Annotated in this window: 26 protein-coding genes and 1 other annotated feature; of the genes, 3 read left to right on the top strand and 23 right to left on the bottom strand. The window is 32.6% G+C overall.

From position 1 onward, the window contains the following. Positions 1 to 122 precede the first annotated feature (122 nt). The 17 genes from AC0N0V_RS16095 to AC0N0V_RS16175 all read right to left on the bottom strand — a co-directional run bounded on the left by AC0N0V_RS16095 (position 123) and on the right by AC0N0V_RS16175 (position 14,774). Complete coding sequence (locus AC0N0V_RS16095) at positions 123 to 824, bottom strand: DUF421 domain-containing protein (RefSeq protein WP_474459188.1); 702 nt, start codon at positions 822 to 824, stop codon at positions 123 to 125. 176 nt (positions 825 to 1,000) lie between these two features. After that, complete coding sequence (locus AC0N0V_RS16100) at positions 1,001 to 1,204, bottom strand: DUF1657 domain-containing protein (protein WP_474459190.1); 204 nt, start codon at positions 1,202 to 1,204, stop codon at positions 1,001 to 1,003. A 34-nt stretch (positions 1,205 to 1,238) separates the two neighbouring features. After that, positions 1,239 to 1,445 (bottom strand): DUF1657 domain-containing protein, encoded by a 207-nt coding sequence (locus AC0N0V_RS16105; protein ID WP_474459192.1) that lies wholly within the window; start codon positions 1,443 to 1,445, stop codon positions 1,239 to 1,241. An 89-nt stretch (positions 1,446 to 1,534) separates the two neighbouring features. Further along, the gene (spoVAE, locus tag AC0N0V_RS16110) at positions 1,535 to 1,888 is read right to left on the bottom strand and encodes a stage V sporulation protein AE (protein ID WP_474459194.1); all 354 of its coding nucleotides are present in this window, start codon (positions 1,886 to 1,888) and stop codon (positions 1,535 to 1,537) included. 19 nt (positions 1,889 to 1,907) lie between these two features. After that, a complete protein-coding gene (gene spoVAD / locus AC0N0V_RS16115) occupies positions 1,908 to 2,909 on the bottom strand; it encodes a stage V sporulation protein AD (RefSeq protein WP_474459196.1) in 1,002 nt (333 codons plus the stop codon). After that, the gene (gene spoVAC / locus AC0N0V_RS16120) at positions 2,910 to 3,389 is read right to left on the bottom strand and encodes a stage V sporulation protein AC (protein ID WP_474459198.1); all 480 of its coding nucleotides are present in this window, start codon (positions 3,387 to 3,389) and stop codon (positions 2,910 to 2,912) included. 105 nt (positions 3,390 to 3,494) lie between these two features. Further along, positions 3,495 to 4,355, bottom strand: coding sequence for a DUF421 domain-containing protein (locus AC0N0V_RS16125; protein WP_474459200.1), 861 nt, complete (start codon positions 4,353 to 4,355; stop codon positions 3,495 to 3,497). A gap of 12 nt (positions 4,356 to 4,367) precedes the next feature. After that, entirely contained in the window at positions 4,368 to 4,574 is a 207-nt protein-coding gene (locus AC0N0V_RS16130) for a DUF1657 domain-containing protein (protein WP_474459202.1), read from the bottom strand. Positions 4,575 to 4,788: 214 nt separating this feature from the next. Beyond that, the gene (locus tag AC0N0V_RS16135) at positions 4,789 to 6,195 is read right to left on the bottom strand and encodes an FAD-binding oxidoreductase (RefSeq protein WP_474459204.1); all 1,407 of its coding nucleotides are present in this window, start codon (positions 6,193 to 6,195) and stop codon (positions 4,789 to 4,791) included. A 144-nt stretch (positions 6,196 to 6,339) separates the two neighbouring features. Beyond that, positions 6,340 to 7,539, bottom strand: a complete 1,200-nt coding sequence (locus AC0N0V_RS16140; RefSeq protein WP_474459206.1) for an electron transfer flavoprotein subunit alpha/FixB family protein — start codon at positions 7,537 to 7,539, stop codon at positions 6,340 to 6,342. A gap of 252 nt (positions 7,540 to 7,791) precedes the next feature. Next, a complete protein-coding gene (locus AC0N0V_RS16145) occupies positions 7,792 to 8,580 on the bottom strand; it encodes an electron transfer flavoprotein subunit beta/FixA family protein (RefSeq protein WP_474459208.1) in 789 nt (262 codons plus the stop codon). A 144-nt stretch (positions 8,581 to 8,724) separates the two neighbouring features. Continuing rightward, the gene (gene larA / locus AC0N0V_RS16150) at positions 8,725 to 9,999 is read right to left on the bottom strand and encodes a nickel-dependent lactate racemase (protein WP_474459210.1); all 1,275 of its coding nucleotides are present in this window, start codon (positions 9,997 to 9,999) and stop codon (positions 8,725 to 8,727) included. A 32-nt stretch (positions 10,000 to 10,031) separates the two neighbouring features. Next, positions 10,032 to 11,540, bottom strand: coding sequence for an L-lactate permease (locus AC0N0V_RS16155; RefSeq protein ID WP_474459212.1), 1,509 nt, complete (start codon positions 11,538 to 11,540; stop codon positions 10,032 to 10,034). Between the two features lie 292 nt (positions 11,541 to 11,832). After that, positions 11,833 to 12,159, bottom strand: coding sequence for a hypothetical protein (locus tag AC0N0V_RS16160; RefSeq protein ID WP_474459214.1), 327 nt, complete (start codon positions 12,157 to 12,159; stop codon positions 11,833 to 11,835). A gap of 252 nt (positions 12,160 to 12,411) precedes the next feature. Then, a complete protein-coding gene (locus AC0N0V_RS16165; protein ID WP_474459216.1) occupies positions 12,412 to 13,104 on the bottom strand; it encodes a FadR/GntR family transcriptional regulator in 693 nt (230 codons plus the stop codon). Positions 13,105 to 13,244: 140 nt separating this feature from the next. Then, on the bottom strand, positions 13,245 to 13,934 hold the full coding sequence (locus AC0N0V_RS16170) for a ribonuclease H-like domain-containing protein (RefSeq protein ID WP_474459218.1): 690 nt from the start codon (positions 13,932 to 13,934) through the stop codon (positions 13,245 to 13,247). 114 nt (positions 13,935 to 14,048) lie between these two features. After that, positions 14,049 to 14,774 (bottom strand): HAD-IB family hydrolase, encoded by a 726-nt coding sequence (locus AC0N0V_RS16175; protein ID WP_474459220.1) that lies wholly within the window; start codon positions 14,772 to 14,774, stop codon positions 14,049 to 14,051. 398 nt (positions 14,775 to 15,172) lie between these two features. Here AC0N0V_RS16175 and AC0N0V_RS16180 point away from each other — a divergent pair, with 398 nt between their 5' ends. The 3 genes from AC0N0V_RS16180 to AC0N0V_RS16190 all read left to right on the top strand — a co-directional run bounded on the left by AC0N0V_RS16180 (position 15,173) and on the right by AC0N0V_RS16190 (position 17,435). Beyond that, positions 15,173 to 15,397 carry a FeoA family protein gene (locus AC0N0V_RS16180; protein ID WP_474459222.1) on the top strand — a complete coding sequence of 75 codons (225 nt, stop codon included), beginning with the start codon at positions 15,173 to 15,175 and terminating at the stop codon, positions 15,395 to 15,397. A 114-nt stretch (positions 15,398 to 15,511) separates the two neighbouring features. Beyond that, positions 15,512 to 17,272, top strand: coding sequence for a ferrous iron transport protein B (gene feoB, locus AC0N0V_RS16185; RefSeq protein ID WP_474459224.1), 1,761 nt, complete (start codon positions 15,512 to 15,514; stop codon positions 17,270 to 17,272). A gap of 19 nt (positions 17,273 to 17,291) precedes the next feature. Continuing rightward, positions 17,292 to 17,435 (top strand): FeoB-associated Cys-rich membrane protein, encoded by a 144-nt coding sequence (locus tag AC0N0V_RS16190; protein ID WP_474459226.1) that lies wholly within the window; start codon positions 17,292 to 17,294, stop codon positions 17,433 to 17,435. 57 nt (positions 17,436 to 17,492) lie between these two features. Here the strand turns inward: AC0N0V_RS16190 and AC0N0V_RS16195 are convergent, their stop codons facing one another. The 6 genes from AC0N0V_RS16195 to AC0N0V_RS16220 all read right to left on the bottom strand — a co-directional run bounded on the left by AC0N0V_RS16195 (position 17,493) and on the right by AC0N0V_RS16220 (position 25,835). Continuing rightward, positions 17,493 to 18,290, bottom strand: a complete 798-nt coding sequence (locus AC0N0V_RS16195; protein ID WP_474459228.1) for a ribonuclease H-like domain-containing protein — start codon at positions 18,288 to 18,290, stop codon at positions 17,493 to 17,495. Positions 18,291 to 18,593: 303 nt separating this feature from the next. Beyond that, entirely contained in the window at positions 18,594 to 20,285 is a 1,692-nt protein-coding gene (gene argS, locus AC0N0V_RS16200; protein WP_474459230.1) for an arginine--tRNA ligase, read from the bottom strand. Between the two features lie 122 nt (positions 20,286 to 20,407). Beyond that, positions 20,408 to 20,653: a binding site (T-box leader), on the bottom strand. 67 nt (positions 20,654 to 20,720) lie between these two features. Further along, positions 20,721 to 22,745 (bottom strand): methyl-accepting chemotaxis protein, encoded by a 2,025-nt coding sequence (locus tag AC0N0V_RS16205; RefSeq protein ID WP_474459232.1) that lies wholly within the window; start codon positions 22,743 to 22,745, stop codon positions 20,721 to 20,723. A gap of 357 nt (positions 22,746 to 23,102) precedes the next feature. After that, positions 23,103 to 23,558, bottom strand: coding sequence for a hydrogenase maturation protease (locus AC0N0V_RS16210; protein WP_474459234.1), 456 nt, complete (start codon positions 23,556 to 23,558; stop codon positions 23,103 to 23,105). A gap of 1 nt (position 23,559) precedes the next feature. Further along, a complete protein-coding gene (locus tag AC0N0V_RS16215; RefSeq protein WP_474459236.1) occupies positions 23,560 to 24,945 on the bottom strand; it encodes a nickel-dependent hydrogenase large subunit in 1,386 nt (461 codons plus the stop codon). 17 nt (positions 24,946 to 24,962) lie between these two features. Continuing rightward, positions 24,963 to 25,835 (bottom strand): hydrogenase small subunit, encoded by an 873-nt coding sequence (locus AC0N0V_RS16220; protein ID WP_474459238.1) that lies wholly within the window; start codon positions 25,833 to 25,835, stop codon positions 24,963 to 24,965. Between the last annotated feature and the right edge of the window lie 125 nt (positions 25,836 to 25,960).

The raw sequence follows: 25,960 nt of genomic DNA on the forward strand, positions 1-25,960 counted from the left end.
AGTATACATTAAATATAATTACTTTACTCTATTCAAATTTTAATACTACTCCTCTTAAACGACTTCTTTGATTTTAACCATTCTTCTTTTCAAATATGGCTTCATTATCATTAAATAATAAACTATTTTTGTTTGCGAGTATCTTTATACCTATCTATATACAATTGTCCTGCTGTATTAATACTAGCTATAAAAACTTCTGATGGAGTTTTTATATTATTTTTCTTCAACTCATTAACTAACCACTGCTTATTCTTTTGTATAGATTTCAAGTTTTCTTCAATTATCATACCATCATATATTAGTTGAATACTCATACCACTGCCATCATTTGTAGGTAGATTCATATCTTTTGGTGTAACAGGTTGGTACTCTGGTTTCTTTAAAACTGATAATTGTCCATCTTTCTCCAAAATTGCAAAATCAACTTCTCCTAAGTCAAATGCGCCTTTTTCTCTAAGTTGCTCTAATAAATCGGATAACCTGTACCTTTTATTTTTCATAGCTTCTTCCATAACTTGACCATTAGCTACAACTATGGTAGGTTTATCATCAAGATATACTGACGCTTTTTTTGATTTTATTGATATCCATTGAATAACATAACAAATTACTGTCCAAGTAAAAAGTCCAACCCAATGTGCCCAAGCTGTTGAAGTTAAATCCGTAGTCAAGGAAGAAGCCGTTGAGCCGATAGTTATTCCAAGCACATAATCAAAAAAGGTAAGTTGACTAACCTGTTGTTTACCAAGTACACGGGCAAATATTAGTAAGGTGAAAAAACCAATTATTCCTCTTACAAAAACAATTAAACTTTCATGCAAATTAATCACTCCAATATTCTATATAAATCTAGTTATAATGTTATTTAAACGTTTAATGATATGTTTTATTCAGCAATTTAGATATTTAACTATCTCAAACTACTACCTATATATATCAATCTTATTTGAATATATAAAAAGCCGAAAGTTTTTCCTTTCAGCTTTTTATAGAATTATTATTGTTTATATTGTGGTTCTTGCTCCTCAATATATTGTTGTCTGCCTTTTAAAGTACTAAGTGCACTTTCAAGTGTTTTTGCTATACTCTTATAATCTTGCTTTGCCTGCTCATCTTCAGTTTGCAAAGCGAATGTTTTCATTGTTGCTACTGCACTTTCTATTCCTACTACTGCTTGTTGCATTTGTGTTCCTACTGTCATTTATTTCACTCTTCCTCTCAAATTTTATTTAGAATTATTGTTGTTTATATTGCGGCTCTTGTTGTTCTAAATACTTCTGTCTGCCTTTTAAAGTATCTAATGCATTATCAAGTTGGTTTGCTATATTTTGATAATCCTGTTTTGCCTGCTTATCTTCAGTTTGTAGCGCAAATGTTTGCATTGTAGCAGCAGCACTTTGAATTCCCGCTATTGCTTGTTGCATTTGTGTTCCTACTGTCATTTATTTCACCTCCCCTCAAAGTAACGATTATTATATTTTAAACATAGATAGTTCTTTATTATAAACAGAGTTCTTGGTGTCTTTGGTATTTAACCCTTAGGTTTAAATATCAACGCTCCTAAAAATCCAAATATTATTGCAGCACAAATACCCGCACTGGTAACCTCAAAGGTTCCAGTAAGCACTCCAATAAGCCCATCTCTTTCAGCTTCCATCATAGCTCCTTTTACTAATGCATTTCCAAAGCTACTTATTGGCAAAGAAGCTCCTGCTCCAGCAAACTTTATCAAAGGTTCATATAATCCAAAACCTCCAAGTATTGCTCCTACAACAACGAGAGTACTGGTTGTATGTGCTGGAGTAAGCTTAAGCACATCCATCATTAACTGTCCGATTACACATATACCACCACCTATAATGAATGCCCAAATAAATTTTTCCATAATGTTCAACACCTCATTTCTACATTTCGATGGATACTGCATGGGCAACACAGGGGATACTTTCCTTTTGTTGAAAAGACAACGGAGATAATAGTGCACCTGTTGCAATTACTAGAATTCTTTTCAATTCTCCTTTTTTCATTCGATTTACGAAATGTCCATAAGTAGTTATAGCAGCACAGGCACATCCACTTGCTCCAGCAAAAACAGGCTGATCTTTTTTATACATTAAAATACCACAGTCCGTTAGAATATTTTCTGGAATCTTTAATCCATGCTGCTCAAGCAAATCACCCGCTATTTCGTGTCCTATACTACCTAAGTCTCCAGTAGCAATTAAATCATAATAGGTCGGATCAATATTTAAATCCCTAAAGTGTGCCTCAATTGTATCTACCGCTGCTGGTGCCATTGCTACTCCCATATTAAATGGGTCAGAAATCCCCATATCAATTACCTTACCTATGGTAGCAGAGGTTATCTTCGGACCATTTCCTTGTTTAGCTATAACCCCTACTCCAGATCCTGTTACAGTCCATTGAGCTGTAGGAGGCTTTTGCCCACCATACTCAGTAGGATACCTAAATTGTTTTTCTACAGCCGCATTGTGACTTGCAGTACCAGTTACCACGTATTCTGCGGCGCCACTATCTACTAATTGTGATGCTATTGCTAATCCTTCCATAGAGCTAGAACAGGCACCAAATATACCAAGGTAAGGTATTGCTAAAGTTCGTGCAGCAAAACTACTCGTAATTATCTGATTCATTAAATCTCCACTTATTAGAAAATTTATATCCTCTTTTTTTAAACTACCTTTTTTGATTGCTATTTCGCAGGCCTCTTCAAGCAACTTTTTTTCTGCTTTTTCAAAGCTATCCTGTCCTAGCCATATGTCATCATGAAGTATGTCAAAGTCTTCTGCCAAGTTTCCTTTAGCTTCAAAGGGCCCTCCAATTGCAGCAGAGGATATAATAACAGGTTTTGAATTAAAAATCCACGATTGATGTCCTTTAATCATTTACATCCCGCCTAACCATTTGATAGTAATTTTAATGATAGCAACTATAAAAGCTGAAAAAACTCCGAAAACTATTACCGAACCTGCAAGCTTAAACATATTTCCACCAACGCCAAGTACATAACCTTCACTTTTATGCTCAATTGCAGTTGATGCAATTGAGTTAGCAAATCCCGTAACTGGAATAGCGGTACCTGCCCCTGCCCACTGAGCAATATGGTCAAATACACCAAAGCCTGTAAGTAAAACCGCTATTATAATTACAACTGCTGTAGTATGATTTGATGCATGAGCTTCACTAAAGTGAAAATACTTTACAAATATGTATTGTATAGCCTGCCCAATGGTACATATAATTCCACCAGAAACAAATGCCCTGATACAATTACGGAACACAGCTCTCTGAGGCTCTCTTTCCTTAGCAAAACTTTGATACTGCTGCTGTGTCGGAGTTAATTTTTTATTTTTTTTACTAGACATTTTTAAATCACTGTTGACCGAAGCTCAATAAAATCTATAATAATTTAGTTAATTATTAGTTCGTCAACTTACTCCCTTCCAATTTATTTACCTTTGCTATCTATCTTAACGCAGTAAATATGGTTCTAATTTTTCCATTACTTTTTTTAACCTATTCGCATCGTTAATATACATAGCTTTAGCTTTTGTATTTTGAGTTTCCAGTGCATATCCCATAAGATCTGCGTAACTTTTCTCAATACTAGCATATAATAGTTCCCTAACATTAGTTTGTGGAAGTTGTATAACATCATCAAAGAGATCTACATATAACTCACCATTTGAGTTAACCTGACCTATAAATACATTATCCAAGGTTACACCCATATTTTCTAATTGGGCATTAAGCCACCCTTGATTTAAACCTAAATTGGCTAATGATTCATTAATTACATTTCCATCTAAAATAACTGTTTGAGGAGCTGCTTGAGGAGAAACTTTTATTCCTAAGTCTTGTGGGGTAATTGGTTTTTTATCTGATTTTAAAACTACGTTTAAATCACCAGTTGACTCCATCACAGCAAATTCTACATCAGCTAAATTAAATACACTTCTAGAACGTAACTCTCTTAGCAAATCTTCACCAGTAAATCTTGAACTCTTTAAATTCTCTTCCATTACTTTGCCTTCTTTTATAACAATAGTTTCTTTTCCATTTATTAAATCATATAAAAATTTACTTTTCATGGATGCATAATCTACAGCTATAGGAAGAAAAATCCACACAGCTAGAGCTATGATTCCAAACACCCAGTTTGATATTAAATTTAATGATATTAATGATACTAAAATTGCAACTACTGTATAATTAATGTAATTAAAAGGTGTCATTTTACCTTGACGCTTTCGCCCTAAAACCTTAACTAAAATTAAGGTCAAGACAAATAAGCCTATAGACCTTAACAACACTATCATCCAAGTCTTCATATTTTCCTCCAATTAATTACTTTTATATTGTGGTTCTTGAAGTTCTATGTTCTTTAGTCTTCTTTCCAAATCTTGAACAACTTCGTCAGTTACCTTAAGCGCATCCTTATAAGCTAATTTAGCTTTTCTGTTTTGAGTCTGGATAGAATACATTCTTAAAGTACTTTGAGCACTCTTTAGGTTAACCAGCGTTTGCTTTACATTAGCTGCTACAGTCAAAACACTCTACCTCCTCTATATAGGTTTTAATTCCTATATCTATTTTTACGTTTATTTTCAATATTATTCGCAAAATCTTTATTAGCCTTATTATTTATTAGTATTTTTGCAAACACAAAAATCAAGGGAGGTATGCACATCATTAAATTACATATCTCCCTTGATTTATAGAATTGTTTTTTGCAATATATTTTCCTATAATTAAATGTTATTTCTATTGACAAACCTTTCCTGGGTTCAATATATTTTTAGGGTCAAAGGCTAGTTTAATACCTTTCATAAGATCCATATATTCATCACCGAGCTGTTCAAGCAAATATGGCTTCTTAGCATATCCTATTCCATGTTCTCCCGATACCTGTCCGCTTAACTCAACAGATCTTTTATACATACAATCAAATACCTCACTAAGCTTCTTTTCCCATTCTTTCTGTTCTAAATCATCCCTTAACACATAAACGTGTAGGTTTCCATCACCCGCATGTCCAAAACTTCTTATTCTTACATTGAACTCTTTTTGTAACTCATTTGTGTACCTAACAAACTCTGCTACTCTATTTCTTGGAACTACAACGTCACATTCATCCATCTCTGTTGTTGTAGCTTTTACTGCCTCAAGGAATGCACCTCTTGCTGACCAAACTGCTTCTTTTCTTTCATCGGTATCAGTAATATACACGTCAAGCGCACCTTCTTCTAAGCAAATATTGGCAACTTTTTCATAATCCTTCTCTATGTCTTCTTTACTATTACCATCAAATGTTAAAAGTAAATATGCATCTGATGAGTTATCTGGGAATTTCTTTCCTAAGAACTCTTCTGCAGCAAGTATTACTTCTCTTTGCATAAACTCAACTGCTGTTGGTATTGATTTTGATTTTATAATTTTTGGAACAGTATTTATTGCCATATCTAGGTTAGGGAATGGAATAAGTAAGCTAATTGCTTTCTTTGGCAGCGGAAGTAACTTAAGCACAGCTTTTGTGATTATTCCTAAAGTTCCTTCTGAACCACAGATCAAGTCTTTTATACTATAACCTGAACTATTTTTAACTACTTTTCCACCAACTTCTATTACTTTTCCTGTTGGAAGTACAACAGTTAAACCTCTAACATAATCTCTTGTAACTCCATATTTAACAGCTCTCATTCCACCAGCATTTGTGTTTATATTTCCACCTATAGTTGCTGATTTTTCACCTGGATCTGGTGGGTAAAATAGGTCATGCTCCTCTACAAACTTTCCTATTTCCATGAGAAGAACTCCTGGTTCTAATGTTAACATTAGATTTTCTTCATCTAATTCAAGAATTCTATTCATCTTAGTTAAGTTTATCATTATTCCACCATGAATAGGCACAGAAGCTCCAACTAGTCCAGTTCCTGAACCTCTCGCAACTACAGGAATATTATTTTCATAAGCATATGTCATTATTCTTGAAACTTCTTCCGTACTCAATACTTCAACCATAGCTTCTGGCATTCTGCTTACTCCACCTAATTCATCATGGCTGAAATCCTCATTTATATTCTCTCCAACATATACTCTGTCTTCCCCTAATACACTCACTAAAAATTCTATATCTTTTCCCTCTACCTTTTTATACTCATTATTGCACATATTCCTTACCTCCGGACTTTTATTTTGATATTCCCATCTAAGCTTTCCAAGAAATCTGATATCTAAAAATATACAGTTGACACTTGATATCTCATTTATAAATATTATCTTATCTATAACTGTCAACTGTACTTTATGAATTCGTTAAGCTATTCCGTTACCCTCTTTAATATTATTTATTAACTTTGGAACAATTTCATAAATATCTCCTACTATTCCATAGTGAGCTACATTAAATATTGAAGCTTTAGGATCCTTGTTTATTGCAATTATACAATCTGAGCCATTCATTCCTGCCACGAACTGTACTGAACCTGATACTCCACAAGTTATAATTAATTTTGGTTTTACTGTTCTTCCGCTTAACCCTATTTGACGTTTTGCATCTCCCCAACCCGCTTCTATAATCGGTCTAGTAACTGCCACCTGTCCGCCAAGTAAACTTGCAAGTTCTCTTATCATTTCTAAATCTTTTTCTGATTTTATTCCTCTTCCTGCAACTACTATTACTTCAGCATCTGATATACCAACTTCCGCTTCTTTCTTGGTTACTTTTAATACATTTATATTTGAACGAAGCTTTGTAGTATCAATCTCACACAATGTTATTTTACCCGATTCTTCTATAGTTCTCTCTGGCGAATTCATTACCTTGTATCTCACTGTTGCAAGCTGTGGTCTATTGTTTGGGTTTAGTATCTGTGCCATTATGTTTCCACCGAATGCAGGCCTAATCTGTACTAAATCAGTATTTTCTTTCATATCAAGCACTGTACAATCAGCTGTAAGACCAGTTTTAAATCTTGCTGCTACTCTCGGAGCTAGTGACCTTCCTACTGTTGTTGCTCCAACTAGTAATGTTGATGGTTTCACTTTATTAATAAAATCTTCCATTGCTGCTGTATATGGCTCTATTCTAAAGTCCTTTAGCTCTTCATAATCGTATATAAACACTTCATCTACACCATAATGTAGTAGTTCTTTAGCCTTCTCCTTAATATCGTGTCCTACAAATACAGCATAAACTGGATGATTTATTTTTTCGGCTAACTCTCTTCCCTTTCCTATAAGCTCATAAGTTACAGGATGTATATCACCTTCAACATGATCTACATACACTGCTATGCCTTTCCATAAGCTCTTATCTATAGAAACTTGTTCATCTTCAATGAACTCCATTACGCCTGTCGGTCCTTTTTTTACACAAAGCTTGCACATTTTGCAAGCTGCATTTATTTCTATTTTTCCATCTTTCTCTTCCATAGCTGAAAATGGACACACATTAATTAATTCTTCTATAATTGAAGGAGTTAATTTCTCCTGATTCACTAATAATCTTCCCACTCTTCATTCCTCCACTTCATTTACTTCTTAATTCATTATTTCTATAACAATGTTTTATTCAACATAAATCTAATAATCAATTTTATTTTTTAACTCGAAAAGAAAAACACACTTGACCTTTTATTAATTCTCAATCTCTAATTATATAAACAGAGTTCTTAGTGTCTTTGCCACTTAGAAATCGTTACTTGGGAATGCAGCCGCTCGAAACGTATCCCTTAAAAAAGAGGTAAGTATTGGAGTGGGCAGTCATCAGATAAACTTAAGCTCTTTAAGCTTAGCTGTTATCTTATCCCCTAATTCTTCACCAGTCCCGTTCCATAGTTCTTTGTCTGTATTTACTTCCGGTGGGAATATTCTTTCAACCTGTGTTGGTGACCCATTTAGCCCATATCTCTTTTCATTTTGATCTTCAAAATCTTTAAGACCTAACACCTTTATTTCTCTATTCTTTGTCTCTAGCTTCTTTCTGTATGATGGAAGTCTTGGTTGAAAAATATCCTTTTCTACAGTTAAAAGACAAGGGAATTTTATCTCTGCCACCTCTATTGTATTTGGCATATCCATTTCAACTATTATTGACTCTTGCTTTACATCTTCTATCTTTAAAACGTTTGATATGTGCGGTATTCCTAAATATTCTGCCATTTCAGGACCAACCTGTGCTGTATCACCATCTGTTGTCTGTTTTCCACACAGTATTAAGTCTATATTTCCCATCTTTTTTACACCTTGAGAAAGCGTATAGGATGTAGCAATTACGTCTGCACCTGCAAATTTCCTGTCTGAAAGAAGTACTCCTTCATCTGCTCCCATCATATATGCTTCTTTAATCACTTCTGCCGCTTGTGGCGGCCCCATACTAATTATTTTTACTGTACCGCCCTTTTCCTCTCTTATTCTTAATGCTGTTTCTAGGGCATATAAATCATATGGATTCATCTTTGAATCTACTCCGTCTCTTTTTAACACACCTGTTACTGGATCTACCTCAACCTTTGTAGTTCCTGGTACTTGTTTTATACATACTAATATATCCATATTTATACCTCCAAAATTTGAAAATAGTTTATATAATTAAATTTACTTTTACTAATTTATTAGTTAGGTGATTTTCAAGTTATTTATGTTGGCATATTCGATAGTTAACAACACCGAGAATATATCGACATAAATAACTAGCTCTTACCTAACTATAACTGACACCCCATCAGGAATAACTGCAACCTTAGCACTCTCTCCTTTTAATTCATAAGCTCTATTTAGAGCCTCCTCAAAGCTAAAAGCATGTTCCATGTGCATGTTTTTTATCATCTGTGGATCGCACATATCTGTGACCAGTATTACTGTATATTTATCAAGCATTCTAGCTAGTATCTGAAACTCCCATTGATCTGGCACAGTTTCATTTCTTGGAACCTTAGCTATTCTCTCTAGAAGTTCTTTAGGTGACTTTGCATTAGCTAAGTTATCGTAGAAAGATTGTCCCCCATGACCATCATTGCAAGCCGACACCATAATTATTACTCCACCCTCATTACAGGTAGCTTCAGCAGCCGTCATTCCTTTTACTGATTGATAAATATTCTGATCTAAAGGGTAACCACCATTAGTTGAAACAACTATATCTGCATCTACTTTATCTATTTTTGATAGTTCTAACACAAATTTACAACCTTCTTCATGAGCATGCTCACTATGTCCTGCAACTGCCTTAATAATTCTTTTTTCACTATCGATTACTACATTTAATATAAAGGCTAATCTTGATTTCTCTGCTGCATAAATCATGTCCTTGTGTATTGGATTATTTTTTAATATTCCTGTTCTGGCGTATGGACTCGCTATAAACTCTGAGCAATGGTTTGCCATAACGGTTTTTGCTGATGCAACTCCTGGTAATATGCTTTTTCTCCCACCAGAGAAACCAGCAAAAAAGTGCGCTTCTATAAATCCTTCAGCGATTAACAGCTCCGTTTCCATTGCTAGCTTATTTAATATAAGCTCTCCACCTGAAGGAAGTATTCCAACCTTCATCATACTATTATCATCTTGTGAATCATGCATTACTATTTGTTCATTCTTAACAATTTCCTCACCAAACTTATTTATTAACTCTTCTTTAGTTGATGCTCTATGAAATCCTGTTGCTATAAGAATTTTTATATCTATATTAGGATTTACTTCTCTTATTCTTTTCAAGAGTATAGGCATTGTTATTTTGCTTGGAACTGGTCTTGTATGGTCACTAGTAATAATGACCATATTGCTCTTCCCCTTAACTAATCCTTCAAGTGTTTCACTACCTATTGGATTATCTAATGCTTGTTCAACAAGTTCTTGCTGAGTTAAAGTTGTTCTATATTCTGATGCCTTTGATTCCAATACTCCAACTAAATTTTTATCATCAACTTCTATTTGAAGCATTTGCCTATGATATGGTATTTTTATTTTTCCCATCTAAATTCCCCCCTGTGATTAAGTTTTATTCCTTAGAATCCAAACATTGGTCCCATAAAGTAAGCCATGATCCCCAAAACGATTACATATACTATACAGAATTTTAGCGTTGCATTTAATATCCTTCCTTCTGCTCCAGCAAGCCCTGTAGCTGCTGTAGCAACTGCAATACTTTGTGGCGATATCATCTTGCCTGCTGTAGCACCACCTGTGTTTGCTGCTGCAAGCCAGTAAGAATTTAGCCCTAGTGATTTAGCTGCTTCTACTTGAAGTGGTCCAAATAATATATTGGCAGAAGTATCACTACCTGTAACAAAGGTTCCGAGAGCGCCTATGATTGGCGATATTAGAGGATATGCATGTCCAGTTACTGCAACTAAAACAACAGCTATTGATTTGATCATTCCACTATAACTCATAACTTTAGCAAGTGCTACTATGGAAACTATTGTAATAGCTGACTTAGTCATTTGCTTTGCAGTTTTGCCGAAAACTGACAATATTTCTCCAAATCGAGCTCCTTGAATTAATCCTCCTATAAAACCTGCTATTATAATTAAGGAACCTGGGTTATTGATCCAAACAAATGTATAAGGATGGAAGATTGGAATTGTAGTACTTACTTTTGATAAACTCTTGCTTATTCCTGGGAATAGTGAACTTGTAAATAATATAATTATAAATACCAATATAAATGGAATCCATGCCATAAATGCTTTATTAAACGGTATTTTTTCCACATCTTTTGCTGCTTTATCTTTATGGAATATCTTAGCCCAAGCTATTGTAGCTGCTAAACAAACTACTGAACCAAGTATGGCTGGTAGCTCTGCCCCCATATATTTAGCTGCCAAAACTTCTGGTATTGCAAAAGATAAACCTGATATTAACGCTATCCCAAAAACTCCTTTAATTGCTTTAGGGCTCTTTCCTGTAAGCATAACAAGAATTATTGGTACAAGAACAATTAGAATTGATAGCTGTATTCCTACTGCATAACTTAGCGTATTGGGATTTAAGTTTGTAAGTTTAGCTAGCGTAGAAACTGGAAGCCCTATCGCCCCAAAAGCTGTCGGTGTTGTATTAGCTATTAAACAAATAATTGCCGCGAACACTGGATCAAATCCTAGAGCTGCCATTATACTGGCAGGAATTGCAACCGCAGTACCAAAACCTGCAATTGCTTCAAGAAATCCACCAAAGCCCCATGCTAATATTAAAACTAGTATTCTCTGGTCTGTTGTAATACCAGTCATCATGGTTTTAATTAAATCCATACTTTTTGTATGAATAGATAAATTGTAAATAAATACTGCTGCTACTATAACAATCATAATTGGCCATAGTGCATTTGCTGCCCCTTCCAGCCCAGCTCTCAAAGCGCTTACCATCGGCATTTTCCACACTACAATGGATAAAATTAATGTTATTAATAAAGTAATTGGAGTTGCCTTATGCCCTGGCGTTTTTAGCACACCAAGTGAAATCATAAGCCATACTATTGGTATTAATGCAAGGAAAAAGAGTAGATATATATTCATATTAGCCCCCCTTTTAGATAGTGTGGTATGACCACTACCTGTTGATTTCATCTTATCATAACTTTTTTAATCTTTCTACGATAGTTATTTTCTTAACATCAAGGTTAAATTTTTCACTTTTTACATACTCTTTGTTATAATAACGTTTACAATTAGTTTTTTATAAATAAAAAAAATTCTCATTTTTTATAGAAACAATTGAAAGTTTTAAATAGAGTTATTTCATTAACAAGTTCTGAGAAATAATAAAGACCAGAGTGCTTTTTATTTTCTACTCTGGTCTTTTATTATATTAAACTGCCATATTTGATTTATTAAAATTTATCATTATTCCACCATAAACAGGCGCTGAGTATTCCACCGATTGATTCGTTATTTCTCTTACAACAACTTTAATGTTTTGTTCTTTCGCATAAGCCATAACGATTGAGGTTTCTTCTTCGTTTAATGCTTCAACCATAACCTCAGGCATTATACTTACTCCTTCTAGTCCATTCTCACCTAAATACTTTCGTATTTCATCCATTACATATACCCTATTCAATCCCAATAGCTTCATTAAAAACTCTAAATCCTTTCTGTCAACTTTTTTACATTCCTTCCTGCAGTTGAATAGCATGTTATCTCCCCCTGAAATAAAAATCCTTATTTAATCGTTTTCATGAATATAGTAAATATTCAATAGAATTCATCACATTTAGCAAACTAATTCTATTCTAAAAATCGGTACAACGACCAACAATTCTATATTATCACACAATTTCATAAATTTCTACTATTACAACTGCAAATATAGTTATAATATACTTATAATATAATAAAATACCAATCAGCGTATAAGTTTACACTGATTGGTATCTTTCATAAGTAGTTACTTCATCATATACTCATTTGCGAAATCTAAGTGTCTTCTCATTGCTTCAGCTGCTTTTTTGGAGTTATGATTTTTTAGTGCATCATAAATATCTTCATGTTGCTTTGCAAGACCTTCTAAGTTTCTTTCGTCTATTAATATTTTTTTTCTAGCGTCTTTAATAAAGGAATCTATTAGTGAAGAGATTGCATTTAATATGTTAACTATTATAAAGTTTCTTGACGCTTGGGCTATCTCGTAATGAAACTTTTTATCAATCTTAACGTTATCATCTTCATTATTAGAATTCTTAAAAGCTTTTATTAATATCTCGAGGCTTTCAAGTTCTTTATCTGTTATTTTTTGCGCAGCTATGGATGCAGTTTCTACCTCAATAACTTTTCTCACCTCAATGATCTCTTCTGGGTTACTATCTTGAAGCATAAACATTATTGATAAAGGTTCAAATAGACCATTTTCAAAATTCTGGCTGATGTAGTTACCTTCCCCATGTCTACACTCTATTAGCCCTATAATTTGGAGTGCTCTTAGAGCTTCTCTAATAGAGGTTCTACTTACCTGAAGATGTTCTACAAGTTCCCTTTCTGATGGCAGTTTATCTCCTTTTTTGAGAGTACCATTTACTATCATATCTTTAATCTGATTTATGACTTGTTCATAAACCTTTGTATTTTTAATCGGACTAAACATCGAATCAAACTCCTTAAATATTTTGTACATTTGATATTATATACATAATAATACATTATTAAAATGATAAGGGCAATTATAAATTAAAAAAATGCTAAAATTCAGGTATTTAAGGCCTTTTCCTAAATCTTAGCACTTTTTTATTCTTCTTTTTTTGACAGTAGATCTTCTGATACTTCATTATTATTTACTACAGCATTCCAATTTACATATATATGAAAAAGACTTACTACATCTTGTTCATTATATAAAAGTATCTTTTCTTTCTTATCAGTTGGCATCCTTTTAATATAATCATCATCTTTGATAATTTTGCTGAAGGTTTTCGCAAGATTTGAGCCACTTATAACTTCACTGTCTCTCAAAATATGGAACTGTTTTTCAAGCGTTTTAAGTCCTATTGGGGCATGTTTTTCTAATTCATATTGCTTCTGAATATCAATATGCTGAAAGTACTTTTCTATATCATATTGTACCTTATATTTTTCAAAAAGATAATTAATCACTGTAAAATCATTATTCCCTGAAAATGTAATTATATATTTTTTACCATAATGAATAGACATTTTTCTAAAATAATCTTTTGCTAATTTTAGTATACTTTTTATGTCATTTTTATTCTCAATCATATACTGAGTAACCTGCAATTTATTCTCTTTTTCATCAAAATAACAGCATCCAAAAACCCCTATGCATATGGGCTTCTTGTATATATAATGTTCTAGGTCAAAAAATAGAGCATCTTTAAATATATTACTATTTTCCTCTATTATAAGCGAATTTTGGTATAATACTGTATCTACATTTATGCTTTTATGTCTTTCAATCACTCTACCACTCTTTTCTAATTAATCATGTAAAACATAGCGATATGCTATTACTATATCATTTATATTATACATGTACTAATTTTATAGTCAAGAGAACTGTAATTAATTACCAAATTAAAAATTATTAATACATTCTGGTTTTAAATTATATACAACATCTTTCCTTTCCACAATAATCTCAATTCTTTTTCTAAGCTCTTCATGACTAAGAACTTTGTGCAAGATTTCCTTTGTAGGATTAACGCAAATGGGGTATTTAACCATTTCAAACATAGTAAAATCTCCTGCTGTGTCACCATATGCATAACTTTCATTTAAGTCTATATCATATCTTCTAACTAATTCATTTATTGCCTTTCTTTTGCTATCACTATCCCACATTGGTATTACATCACCTGTATACATCTCATTCTTATCCATTTGGTATATGGCACCTCTATAATCATCAAACCCATACTTAAACGACATTTCCCTTACGAGTTCTATAGGGCTTCCTGATACAGTGATTATCTTATGACCCTTTTCCTTATGCCACTTTATTCTATCTCTAGTATAAGTATATACTCTATCACCCTTTTGTGATATTACATTTCTTGCGATAAATTCTATCTGAGATTTATGAAGACCTTTTATCGCTTCAATGTATATGTCAGCCATTTTTAAAAGATAGTTATCGTAATTTCCTTGCCTTTTATCCCATTTATCATACTCTGGTTTTACTTCTTTATACCACCTATCGGATGGAATCACTTCATATTTAACAAGTTTTTTAAAGACCTCTGCAATTAATCCTTCTCTATATAAAGTACCGTCTATATCAAAAAAAGCTGCTGTTATCATTTTTCTCCTCCTTACGCTTAATAATATTTTTATTACATTATATACTTTTTAACATATAATTGACATACATTATTGCCCTTTGTTGAATATATATAATTATCTAATTTACAAGTCTTTAATAAAAATATAAAATTACATCTGAAGTTTGCTTATTTTAAATATAATATATGCAAAATCACTTTAAATGTTACGGTGAATAATAAACCTTTTTTGTATCTTCAACCTTTCATATATAATAGATATTATTAAAAAATAACTAATTATAATTCATGTGATAATCACTATTACATAATAATATCCATTGGTTTATTTTGTCAAGAATATTATTGACACCTTGTAGTAACCGTGTTATTATTAAATTAATAAATGATAATGATTTTCATTACGAGGTGGTAAAAATGAGTATTTGTGATTTAAAACCAGGTCAAAAAGCTTTAATAGAAAATATTACAGGAGATGAAAAATTAGCCAAAAGACTTTTAGCATTAGGTTGTATAGAAGGTACTGAAGTATCTGTAAAAACTTCTGCTCCTTTCGGTGATCCATTAATTATAAACTTGAGAGGATTTAATTTAGCTATTCGTAAGAAAGATGCAAAAAACATATTTGTTAACTTTAGCTAAATCTAACTCATTATATCCTTTGAGGTTATTTAATTAAATTATAAAATATGAGCTTTATTGCCGAATTGTATATTGGCAATGCTAACGAAAATAAACATATACAGGAGGAATAATATGATAACAGCAGCTTTGCTTGGCAATCCAAATGTAGGTAAGACTTCTCTTTTTAACCTTTTAACCGGATCTAATCAATATGTAGGTAATTGGGCTGGAGTTACTGTAGAGAAAAAAGAAGGTTTTATTGATAATTCAATTAAGATTATAGACCTACCTGGAATTTATGCTATGGATACATATTCTAATGAGGAGAAGGTGTCTAAAGAATTTTTACTTAGTGGTGAACCAGACGTTATAGTAAATATTGTAGATGCTTCTAACTTAGAAAGAAACCTATATCTTACAACACAACTTAAAGAATTTAATAAACCCATAATTTTAGTCTTAAATATGATTGATGTAGCTGAGTCTAAGGGAATAAAAATAGATTATTCTATATTATCAGAAGAATTAAATGTTAAGGTAATTCCTATTGTAGCTTCCAAAGGAAAAGGTATTCAAGAACTTAAACAACTCCTTGCTGGTGGCAATTTTTTAAATTCTTCAATTGATAACAGTTATCATTTTCAAAGCGAGAAAGAAAGTTATAACTACATCAGCAGTATCTTAAATAGATGTTTGACATATAATAAAACAAATAGTGTTTCAACTACTGAAAAAATTGATAAGATACTGCTTAACAAGTTTTTAGCATATCCAATCTTTATTGCAATGTTAGTACTTATTTTTAAATTTACTTTTAGTTGGGTTGGACAACCTTTGGCAGATTTATTTAGCGACACGGTGGATGGTATTTTAGTTCCTTACTTACAAAATATGTTATCAAGTACAAGTCCTTGGTTTAGCTCTTTAATAATTGATGGTATCGTTGGTGGAGTTGGATCTGTTATAGTTTTTCTTCCTGTTATACTTGCTCTATTTTTAGGAATATCCTTCCTAGAAGATAGTGGATATATGGCAAGAGCTGCTCTTATGATGGATAGAGTGATGAGAAAAATGGGACTCTCAGGAAAAGCATTTATTCCACTTATTATAAGCTTCGGATGTTCTGTACCAGGAATAATGTCTGCAAGAACCTTGGAAAGTGAAAGGGACAGAAAACTCACAGCACTTTTAGCACCACTTATGTCCTGTAACGCAAGACTTCCTGTTTATGCAGCTTTTGTAGCAGCCTTCTTCCCCAAACACGCTGCTACTGTTATACTGTCTTTATACGCTGTAGGGATTGGAACCGCATTTATTATAGGTATTTTCTTTAAAAGCACTATATTTAAGAAAGATGAAGAGCCATTTATTATAGAGCTTCCAGAATATAAATTACCTGAGTTTAGAAACCTTATATCTCATACTTGGGATAAAGGTAAGGATTTTTTAAGGAAAGCGGGAACCTTAATATTTTCAGTATCTGTTGTAGTTTGGTTTTTATCTAACTTTAATTTTTCAGGTATGACAGAGATCAATAACAGCATACTATCAGATATAGGTAGATTTATCAGTCCAATTTTCGCACCTTTAGGCTTCGGCGACTGGGAAAGCTCAGTTTCATTACTTACTGGTCTTATGGCTAAAGAAGTAGTACTTGGTACAATGGGGGTTATCTACGGGGGAGACTTATCAACAACCCTGTTAAGCCATTTTACGCCACTTTCAGCTTACGCCTTCTTAATTTTTGTACTTTTGTATACACCTTGTATTTCTGCAGTTGCTGCAATGAAAAAGGAATACGGAAGAAATATGGCTATATTTTCTGTAGTTTATCAGTTCTCTCTCGCTTGGATTGTATCCTTTATAGTATTTAGAATCGGTTCTCTATTTTAGTACTTTCGGAGGTGATTAAATGTCAATTGAAATTATAGTAACCTCAATTATAGTAGTCTCAGCAGCTTACATTTTATATAAAAACGTAAAGAAAAAAGCTACAGGTGGCTGTGATTGCGGATCTTGCTCAAGCCATTGCCCACATTATAAGAAACCACATTAAATTTAATAAAATATTGTGTAAATAAATATAGCAATAGTTATTAACAGCAGAATTCTGTTAATAACTATTGCTAATTATATTGGCTATTTCTTCCGAATCATTGCAACCTTTTAATAAATAATCTATTACTCTAGAAGCCGCTCTTTTTGATATCCTGTCTAATTCTGTGTCCAATGATATCTTATTCTTAGCTAATAAGCTATTTAAATATTTTAGTTGTTTCTCTGTAATCCTATCTTCTCTTATTAGTTTATCATTTTTCTCAACATTATAAATATATTCATGTATCTTCGGCAAGTTTAAAACATCTTCATAATTGTGCAACATTATAGTATTCTTCAAAGCTTCCTCAGACGTTACCAAGAATTCTTTATACATATCTACACTAATTCCACCATCAATTTGATCTTCTCTTTGTATACCAATATGCCTTTCAACACTTTTAAGATTACATCTTTCCATACCTAATTGCTTATAATACGGTCTTATTAATCTATACAGATCTATGTGGAGTTGTGGTGCTTCGAAACATATACCATGCTTTTCCATTCGTCTTCTTATAAAAGGTTCATCAAAAGCAATCCCATTATAAGAACACCATTTACTAGTTCCATTTAAATCTTTCACAAGTTTATACAGTATATCTTTTTCGTCCTCTAAACATTCTGCAAAATATTGCTTTATAGAAAAAATTTCATCAGTAATAAATTTTCCAAGTGATATTAATATTATACTATCTTCTCCCTTATCAAAACCTGTAGTCTCAATATCAAAATATGCAACATCAAGCATTTCATAATCATTAAAAATGCTATTATTTATATTTAAGGAGTCATTATATTCCTTAATAAACATTAACCCATCCTCCAAATCATTGTTCATAAAAACTATAAAAATATATTGTCAAATAACTACTCAACTTAAACTTAGTTATCAAGCTTGTTCATATTATTTATCCGATGACTACCCGCTCTAATACTTCCTCCTCCTAAAGAGGAAGTAAAGAGCGGCTACGTCCCTGGATTGGTTCAACTAAGAATCAGGTTGGGTTAAAACCCCATCTGATTCAAGTTTCACTTTATTATATAATAATAACTTAAATTTGCAAATATACAAAAGGCAATGAATATGCTTCACTGCCTTTTGCGATTATATATCCTACATCTTTTCTACAATTTCTAATCCAATAAGCTTTAACCCATTCTTTAACACCTGACAAACTGCCTCTACAAGCTTTAATCTTGCTTTCTTTATTTCTTCATTTTCTGCATTAATTATACTGCATGCATTGTAGAATTTATTAAACCCTTTAGCTACTTCTATTATATATCTTGTTACTATAAAAGGTTCTAGTCTCTCTATAGAATTTAATATAGCTTTGTTAAAGCCTTCAAGAGACTTTACAAGCTCAAACTCTTCTTTAGAACTTAATTTACTATAGTCTACTTCTCCACTAACCGCTTCCGCTCTTCTGAGTATGCTCTTTCCTCTTGCATAACTGTACTGTACGTATGGACCAGTTTCACCATCGAAACTTAGTATTTCACTCCAGTCAAACACTATATCCTTTTCCTTACTATTCTTTAAATAAGTAAATACAACTGCACCTATACCTACCTTTTTAGCAACCTCTTCCTTATTTTCAAGGCTAGGATTTTTTTCATTTATTATTTGTAATGTCTTTTCAACGGACTCTCTTAGTAAGTCTTCAAGTAGTACTACGTCGCCTTTTCTTGTAGATAGTTTTTTATCTGCAAATCTTACAAGCCCATAAGCAACATGATTACACAAATCAGCCCAGTCATTACCCATAAGCTTCAATGTAGTAAATATTTGCTTAAAGTGAAGTGATTGCCCCACTCCAACTACATATATGCTCTTATCAAAATCATAAGTTTTCTTTCTATAAATTGCTGCTGCTAAGTCACGTGTAGCGTATATTGTAGCTCCATCAGCTTTTTTTACAATACATGGAGGCATATTATATTCATCAAGCATTACAACTTTAGCACCATTACTTTCAACCAATAATCCCTTGCTGTCTATTTCTTCTATTACAGCATCCATTTTATCGGAGTAAAAACTTTCTCCAGCATAAGAATCAAATTCAACTCCAAGCATACCATAAACTCTTTCAAACTCTTTTAGGCTTAGATCTTTAAATCTTTGCCACAACTTTACTTCTTCTTCTGAACCGTCTTCTAATTTCTTAAAATACATCCTGCCTTCATCATTTAAAGTTGGGTCTTTCTCCGCTTCATCGTGGAATTTAACATAAATTCTTAACAATTCATTAATAGGCTCTCTTTCTAGAGCTTCTTCATCACACCATCTTTTATATGCTGATATAAGCTTTCCAAACTGAGTTCCCCAATCTCCAAGATGATTTATTCTAACACAATTGTATCCCTGTGAATTTAACATTTCATATAAGGCTCTACCTATAGCGGTGCCAAATAAGTGTCCTACATGAAAAGGCTTTGCAATGTTAACTGATGAATACTCAACACATATATTTTTACCCTCTCCTATACATGATGATCCGTAAGTATCTCCTTCAGTTAATATTTTCTCTACTGTAGTTTTTATAAAATCTGTTTTATCTACAAAAAAGTTTAGATATGGTCCTAAATTTTCAACTCTTTCAAAACCTTCTTTATTAATTTTATCTTTCAACTCTTCTGCTATCATATTTGGTGCTTTTCTTAATGTCTTAGAAAGCTGAAAACAAGGGAAGGCATAATCTCCCATTTCAGGCTTTGGTGGTATCTCAATAAGCTTTTCTAAAGTATCAAGCTCTAATTCTACATTTTCTTTTATTCTTTCTGCAACTAGTTTTTTATAATCCACTTAAAATCCCTCCATTTAGCAATTGATAGTACGATTAATCTGTTTACTTGCTAATTATTTATATAATATTTAATATATATCTGTACCAATCTATATAATAAAAAACCCCGTCATCTGCATAATACAGAGACGGGGTTATATCCGCGGTACCACTCTTTTTGACATGGCTTAATGCCAAGTCCACCTTAAAACTTTAACGCAGTTAACGTCCAACTTGTAGTTTAACAAAATAATTATCAAACCTTTTTCGCAGGCTTCTCAGAGACTCTCTTCTCTTTTAAACTCCTTACAGGCTTCCACCATCCCTGCTCGCTGAAAACTGATTTTCTAAGTCTTTTAAAAAATACTCTTCTCTTCAATGAATTCAATATAAAATTTACATCTAATTATATTATTACTTTTTACCCTTTGTCAACATTTTATTCATTTAAATAACTATAATTTAAACTTTTTGACACTATCTTCAAGCTCAGAGGCCATCTCCGAAAGTAACTGCACACTCTCTGTAACTTCAAGAAGTGCAGCAGATTGTTCTTCCGTTGATGCTGCCACTTGCTCTGTACTTGCTGCTGTGTTTGTAGATATAGACTGAATTGCCTCTATATGCTCATCCATATTATCTATATCAGATTTTGAATTAATAATCATTGCATTTACTCTATCCAAGTTTGTTCTTGTAACATCAAAAGACTTCAAGATTTCATTTAGAGATTTTCCAACCATCGTTACAATAACTTGTCCTTTTTCTGATTCTTTATTTCCCTCTTCAATTGAGTAAAGTGCCTTGTTAGTCTTTTGTTGAGTATCGTTAATCAATTCTTTAATATTATTTGAAAATCTCATTGATTCTTCTGCGAGCTTTCTTACTTCTTCCGCTACTACTACAAATCCTTTTCCAGCTTCTCCAGCTCTAGCGGCTTCAATAGAGGCATTAAGAGCAAGTAGATTTGTTTGGTCCGCTATGCCGTCCATTATTTCAGCAATGTTTCCTATTTCTTTTGATGTTTTCTGTAATTCTGTAATGATCTCTGATGAATAGTTTACACTACTTTTTATTATTTCCATTTGTTTAACCATATCTTGCATTTTTTCTCTACCATCAGATGCAAGTTTACTTGTACTCTCTGAGAATTCAACAACTGTAGTAACTTGATCCTTGATCTCAGCTATGTTATTAACTACACTTTTCATCGCACCTGAAATTTCGTCAGTGGCCATTACCTGTCTCTCTGCTCCATTTGCCATTTCTTGTGTTGATCCTGAAATTTCTTCTGAAACTGCTGCTGCCTGCTGTGCTGAGGCTAAAAGTGCTCTAGAGGAAGATGTTAGTCTTTGTGACATCCCATTTATGTTTGTTGTCATATTTCTTAGATTTTCAATCATATTATTAAAACTTATACCAAGTCTTCCTATTTCATCTCTATTTTTAACTTTTATATTGTTTGTAAGATCTCCCTCTGCTATACGTTCTGCCGTTTCCATTAGGTTTTTTAAAGGGTTTAAATTAGAATTTATAACAAGCCTTAATATATATCCACCGATTATAAACGCAATTAATGATACAATTAAAAAACTCATCATAATACTTGTTAACGCGGCTCTTTCATTTTTCATTGATAGACCAATATCTGCTGCTCCAATAATTTTTCCATTTTCCTTTAAAGGAATTATTACGTCGTAGACCTCTTGTCCTTTATAATTGTATAAAGAAGAATATAGCTTTCCTTGCTGAACCGCTGTTTTACTTCCTATATCAGTTAAGTCTATTCCTATTCTACTCTTATCACTATGTGCAACGGCTTTTAAGTTCGTATCTATCTTTAATGCGTAAACAACATTTTCCTTTTTACCAAGCCTATCTACCAAGCTTTGATCACTAACAGCTTGACTTAACTTTGCTACTTCATTTGCAATTATACCTATTTGCACTGCGCCCCCATTTTTTAGCGCTACAGCTCCATATTTATAAAAGTTTTTATCAGCATTATTGCTACTTTGTCTTAATTGTTCTACAACCTCTGACTCTTTTCCTTGGATAACTGGTTGTATACCATGATCATCAGGGTATTTATAATTGATATTTTCAGGTAAACTTGAGTTAACTACAACACCTGATGGACTAACAATATTTATTTCCTGAACACCTATCTCTTTAGCAATTTGTGATAAATATTCATTTGAAACTGCAGGATTTTGCCCAATTAAGCGAGCTGTTGAAGTAATCTTGTCTCCAAGTAAACTATCTATATGTTTCACTATATTACTATTAGTCTGTATTTCCTCACCAATTTCCTCCACTAGACTTATCCCATCTTGCTGCACCTGACTTTGAAACTTTTTATTTATTATATTAAATGATACTACAGCTAAAACTATTGTGGATATTAATAAAACTAAAATTGCACTAAAAGTTATTTTAAACCTCAAAGATTCATCTTTTTGTTTGTGATTATTTCCCAACGAAATTCCCCCTATTTGTAAAATTTTTATAAATATTCGTTAACATTAATTAAATTTTACATTAAAAATCTTGTAACTTCAAGGGATATTTCATCGTTAAATGTCATCTCTATAATATCCCAAAATATATGGGCTTTATTAGTAATTAAATGTAATTAATTTCATTTTTTTCTATCAAAATATAATTATTATATATCTATAAACGAAATTTTGAGAATAACCCTAATTATATATTGCTTCATTTCCACGTGGGAACCAATCTACAGGATTATAAGTATTTTGCGATAAATATGGGGATTTCTCCTTAAATAAAAAAAGAATAACGCCAAGCAATAATAAATCCTGGCGTTTCTTATCTTATTTCTTAGTGGTTGGTACTAGACTTAAAATTTTATTCAATACACTTAAAGAAATTTCTTGTAATAATAATTCTAAACCTTTACTAATATTAAAATCATAAGCTATGTTATCTATTTCAATACCAATAACATACCCCTCCATATCTTTATGATAGGTGTAAATTAAGTCTAATAAGCTACATGAATGTTGAGTATATCCATTTTTATAATATCTATATTCTTCTAAGGGGAGTAAAGTAACAGTACCTACTTTTTTTCCTAGCATTGCTGCATCTATAATAAAAATAAGGTCTCTATCCTCTATGACTGAAATACAATATTGGAAGTCCGTCTCTCCTATAAAGGTCTCTATACCGTGAGCATTCAAAGATTTTTCTATTTTTTCAACAACTCTAATTCCTATACCATCATCTCCCATTAGAATATTGCCTATAGCAATTACCTTTACTCTCATATCAATCCCTCTTTACGACATGAGTTGCACAAGATATGCATGGGTCAAAGGAACGTGTTATTCTACCAAGTTCAGGGGTGTTTTCCGTACTTTCTAATTTCGTTCCAATAAGTGCTTTTTCTGCGGGACCATGAACTCCTTTTTCATCCATTGGTGATAGATTCCAGCCTGTAGGTGTAATAATATCATAGTATTTAATAACTTTATTTTCAATTTGTATCCAGTGTCCTAAGCATCCTCTTATAGTATCTGTAAGTCCCACTCCAAAAGCATTGCTCGGTATATCATGAACTCTTTGACCGCTTTTCTTTAACTCAACTTTTTTTGATATATTCTCCATTATTCTAATAATCTTTTGAGTTTCAATAACCCTTGCCAAGTTTCTATCCATACATGAGTTGCCTCTGGTATATTCTCCTGTTAGCATGAGCCTAGCAAGCGGTCCGCCTTCCATAGGCAATCCTCTATACCTAGGTGATTTTATAAAGGTATAAGCTTCTGGTTTTTTAATATCTACACTTTCCACTTCTTCTACACTAGGCTTTTCAATAGTATTATCACTGACATACCAAGCATACCTAAGGCTTTCAGTAATATTATTAATATCTAACTGCTGTCTTTTTCCATCTATTATTACCCCTGGGTTTACATATTGTATTTCAGGGTCCTTATAGTAATTAAAAAGTCCATAGCTCATATAGTTCCCATAAGAGTTTCCCTTTTCGAAATAGTCCTTGTAATACTTAGCAATAGTATTCATATCCTCGATCATATTCGTTTCTATAAAGTTTTTTATTTCAGCTATTATCGATTTTACTTTTTCTAGTTTATAGGAATCTATATTTACCGTTACTCCACCTAGGAAAATACCGTGATTGTGAGGTGCTTTTCCACCTAATGTAGCTAAACCTTCATGAGCTAATCTACTACATACTACATTTTTGTTATAGCTTTCATTAATCCTTTTAGTAAGGTCTTCTGGTAATCTATAATCATTATATTGTTGTGGCGAAATTGGGTTTATATTTGGAAGCTTAACATAGTCAGGTATTGTAAAAAAATAGAATTGCCTTAAATGATTTTGTAAGAATTCAAAGCCGTGTATCAAATCCCTAATATATAAATCATTTAAATCTACAGTTATCTTTAGAGCATTTTCAAGGGCTAGTGAAGAAGCCATTGCATGAGATGTTGAGCATATACCACATATTCTTTCAGTAAAATATATTGCGTCTAGAGGGTGTCTTCCTTTTAACATTTTTTCAAAGCCCCTAAATAATAAACCACTGGTTTTTGCATTTGTTACTATATTATCTTCCACCTCAGTACTTATATCTAAAAATCCGCTAATTCTAGTAACAGGATCGATTCTTATGGTTCTTTTCATACAACTCTCCTTTAATATTAATACCTAACAAAGGGTTCCATACCATCTGGAAAATGACCTTGAGCACAACCGATACAAGTGGTGTTATCTCCTATTGGCCAATTCACATAGCCATTCCACTTTCTTCTTGGACAATCTGTTCTCGTAACAGGACCTCTACATCCGAGCTTAAACATACACTCCTCATCACCAAATTTTTTTGCAAATAACTGCTTGTCAAAATACCCTCTTCTTGTACAGGTGTCATGTATAGTTACACCATAAAACAAAAGTGGCTTTCCTTCTTCATCAAGCTCTGGCACACCAAATCCAACTAAGTGGGCCAAGGTCCCAATTACCCAATCAGGGTGGCTAGGGCATCCAGGAACTCTTATAACTTCTCTATCTAAAACCTCTTTTACGCTTTTACTTTCTGATGGATTAGGTCTTGCAGCAGAAATTCCACCATAAGAAGCACAAGTTCCTACTGAAATAACGTACTTTGCCTTTTCTCCAGCCATTTTTACTGCCTCTAGGGCTGTTATAGGTTTTCCTTTATAATTTGCTATTATATTGTAAAATCCGTTATCCTTAGTAGAAATAGCTCCATCCACTAAGAGAACAAATTCTGTATCTAGGGTTTCAAGAAACTGTCCAAAAGCTTTTTCTCCTTCTGTACTCATTAAAGTATTATTGAATTTTAAGTCTATAAGTTCTGTTAAAATGTATAGTAATCCTGGATTTTCGCCATTTATAAAAGATATTATATTTCCTGAGCATCCCGTTGCTTCAAGCCATATAGCATTTATTTTCTTAGCATCCCTCTTATTTAAAAGCTCCAAAGCTTCATCAGTAAGCCATTTAGCGGTAGATTCCTTATCATGATTAAGTGGACATTTACCTATATTCACAAAGCATCCCCCCCCTATTCTAATTCTTCAATCTTTGCAATCTTGGTAGTCATCCATATATTGCTCCTGAGAGCTACTTCACTTTAAACTATATACTTGATACCTTCAAATTAGAACATAATTTC

The sequence above is a fragment of the Clostridium sp. CS1-1 genome (genome assembly GCF_056135525.1).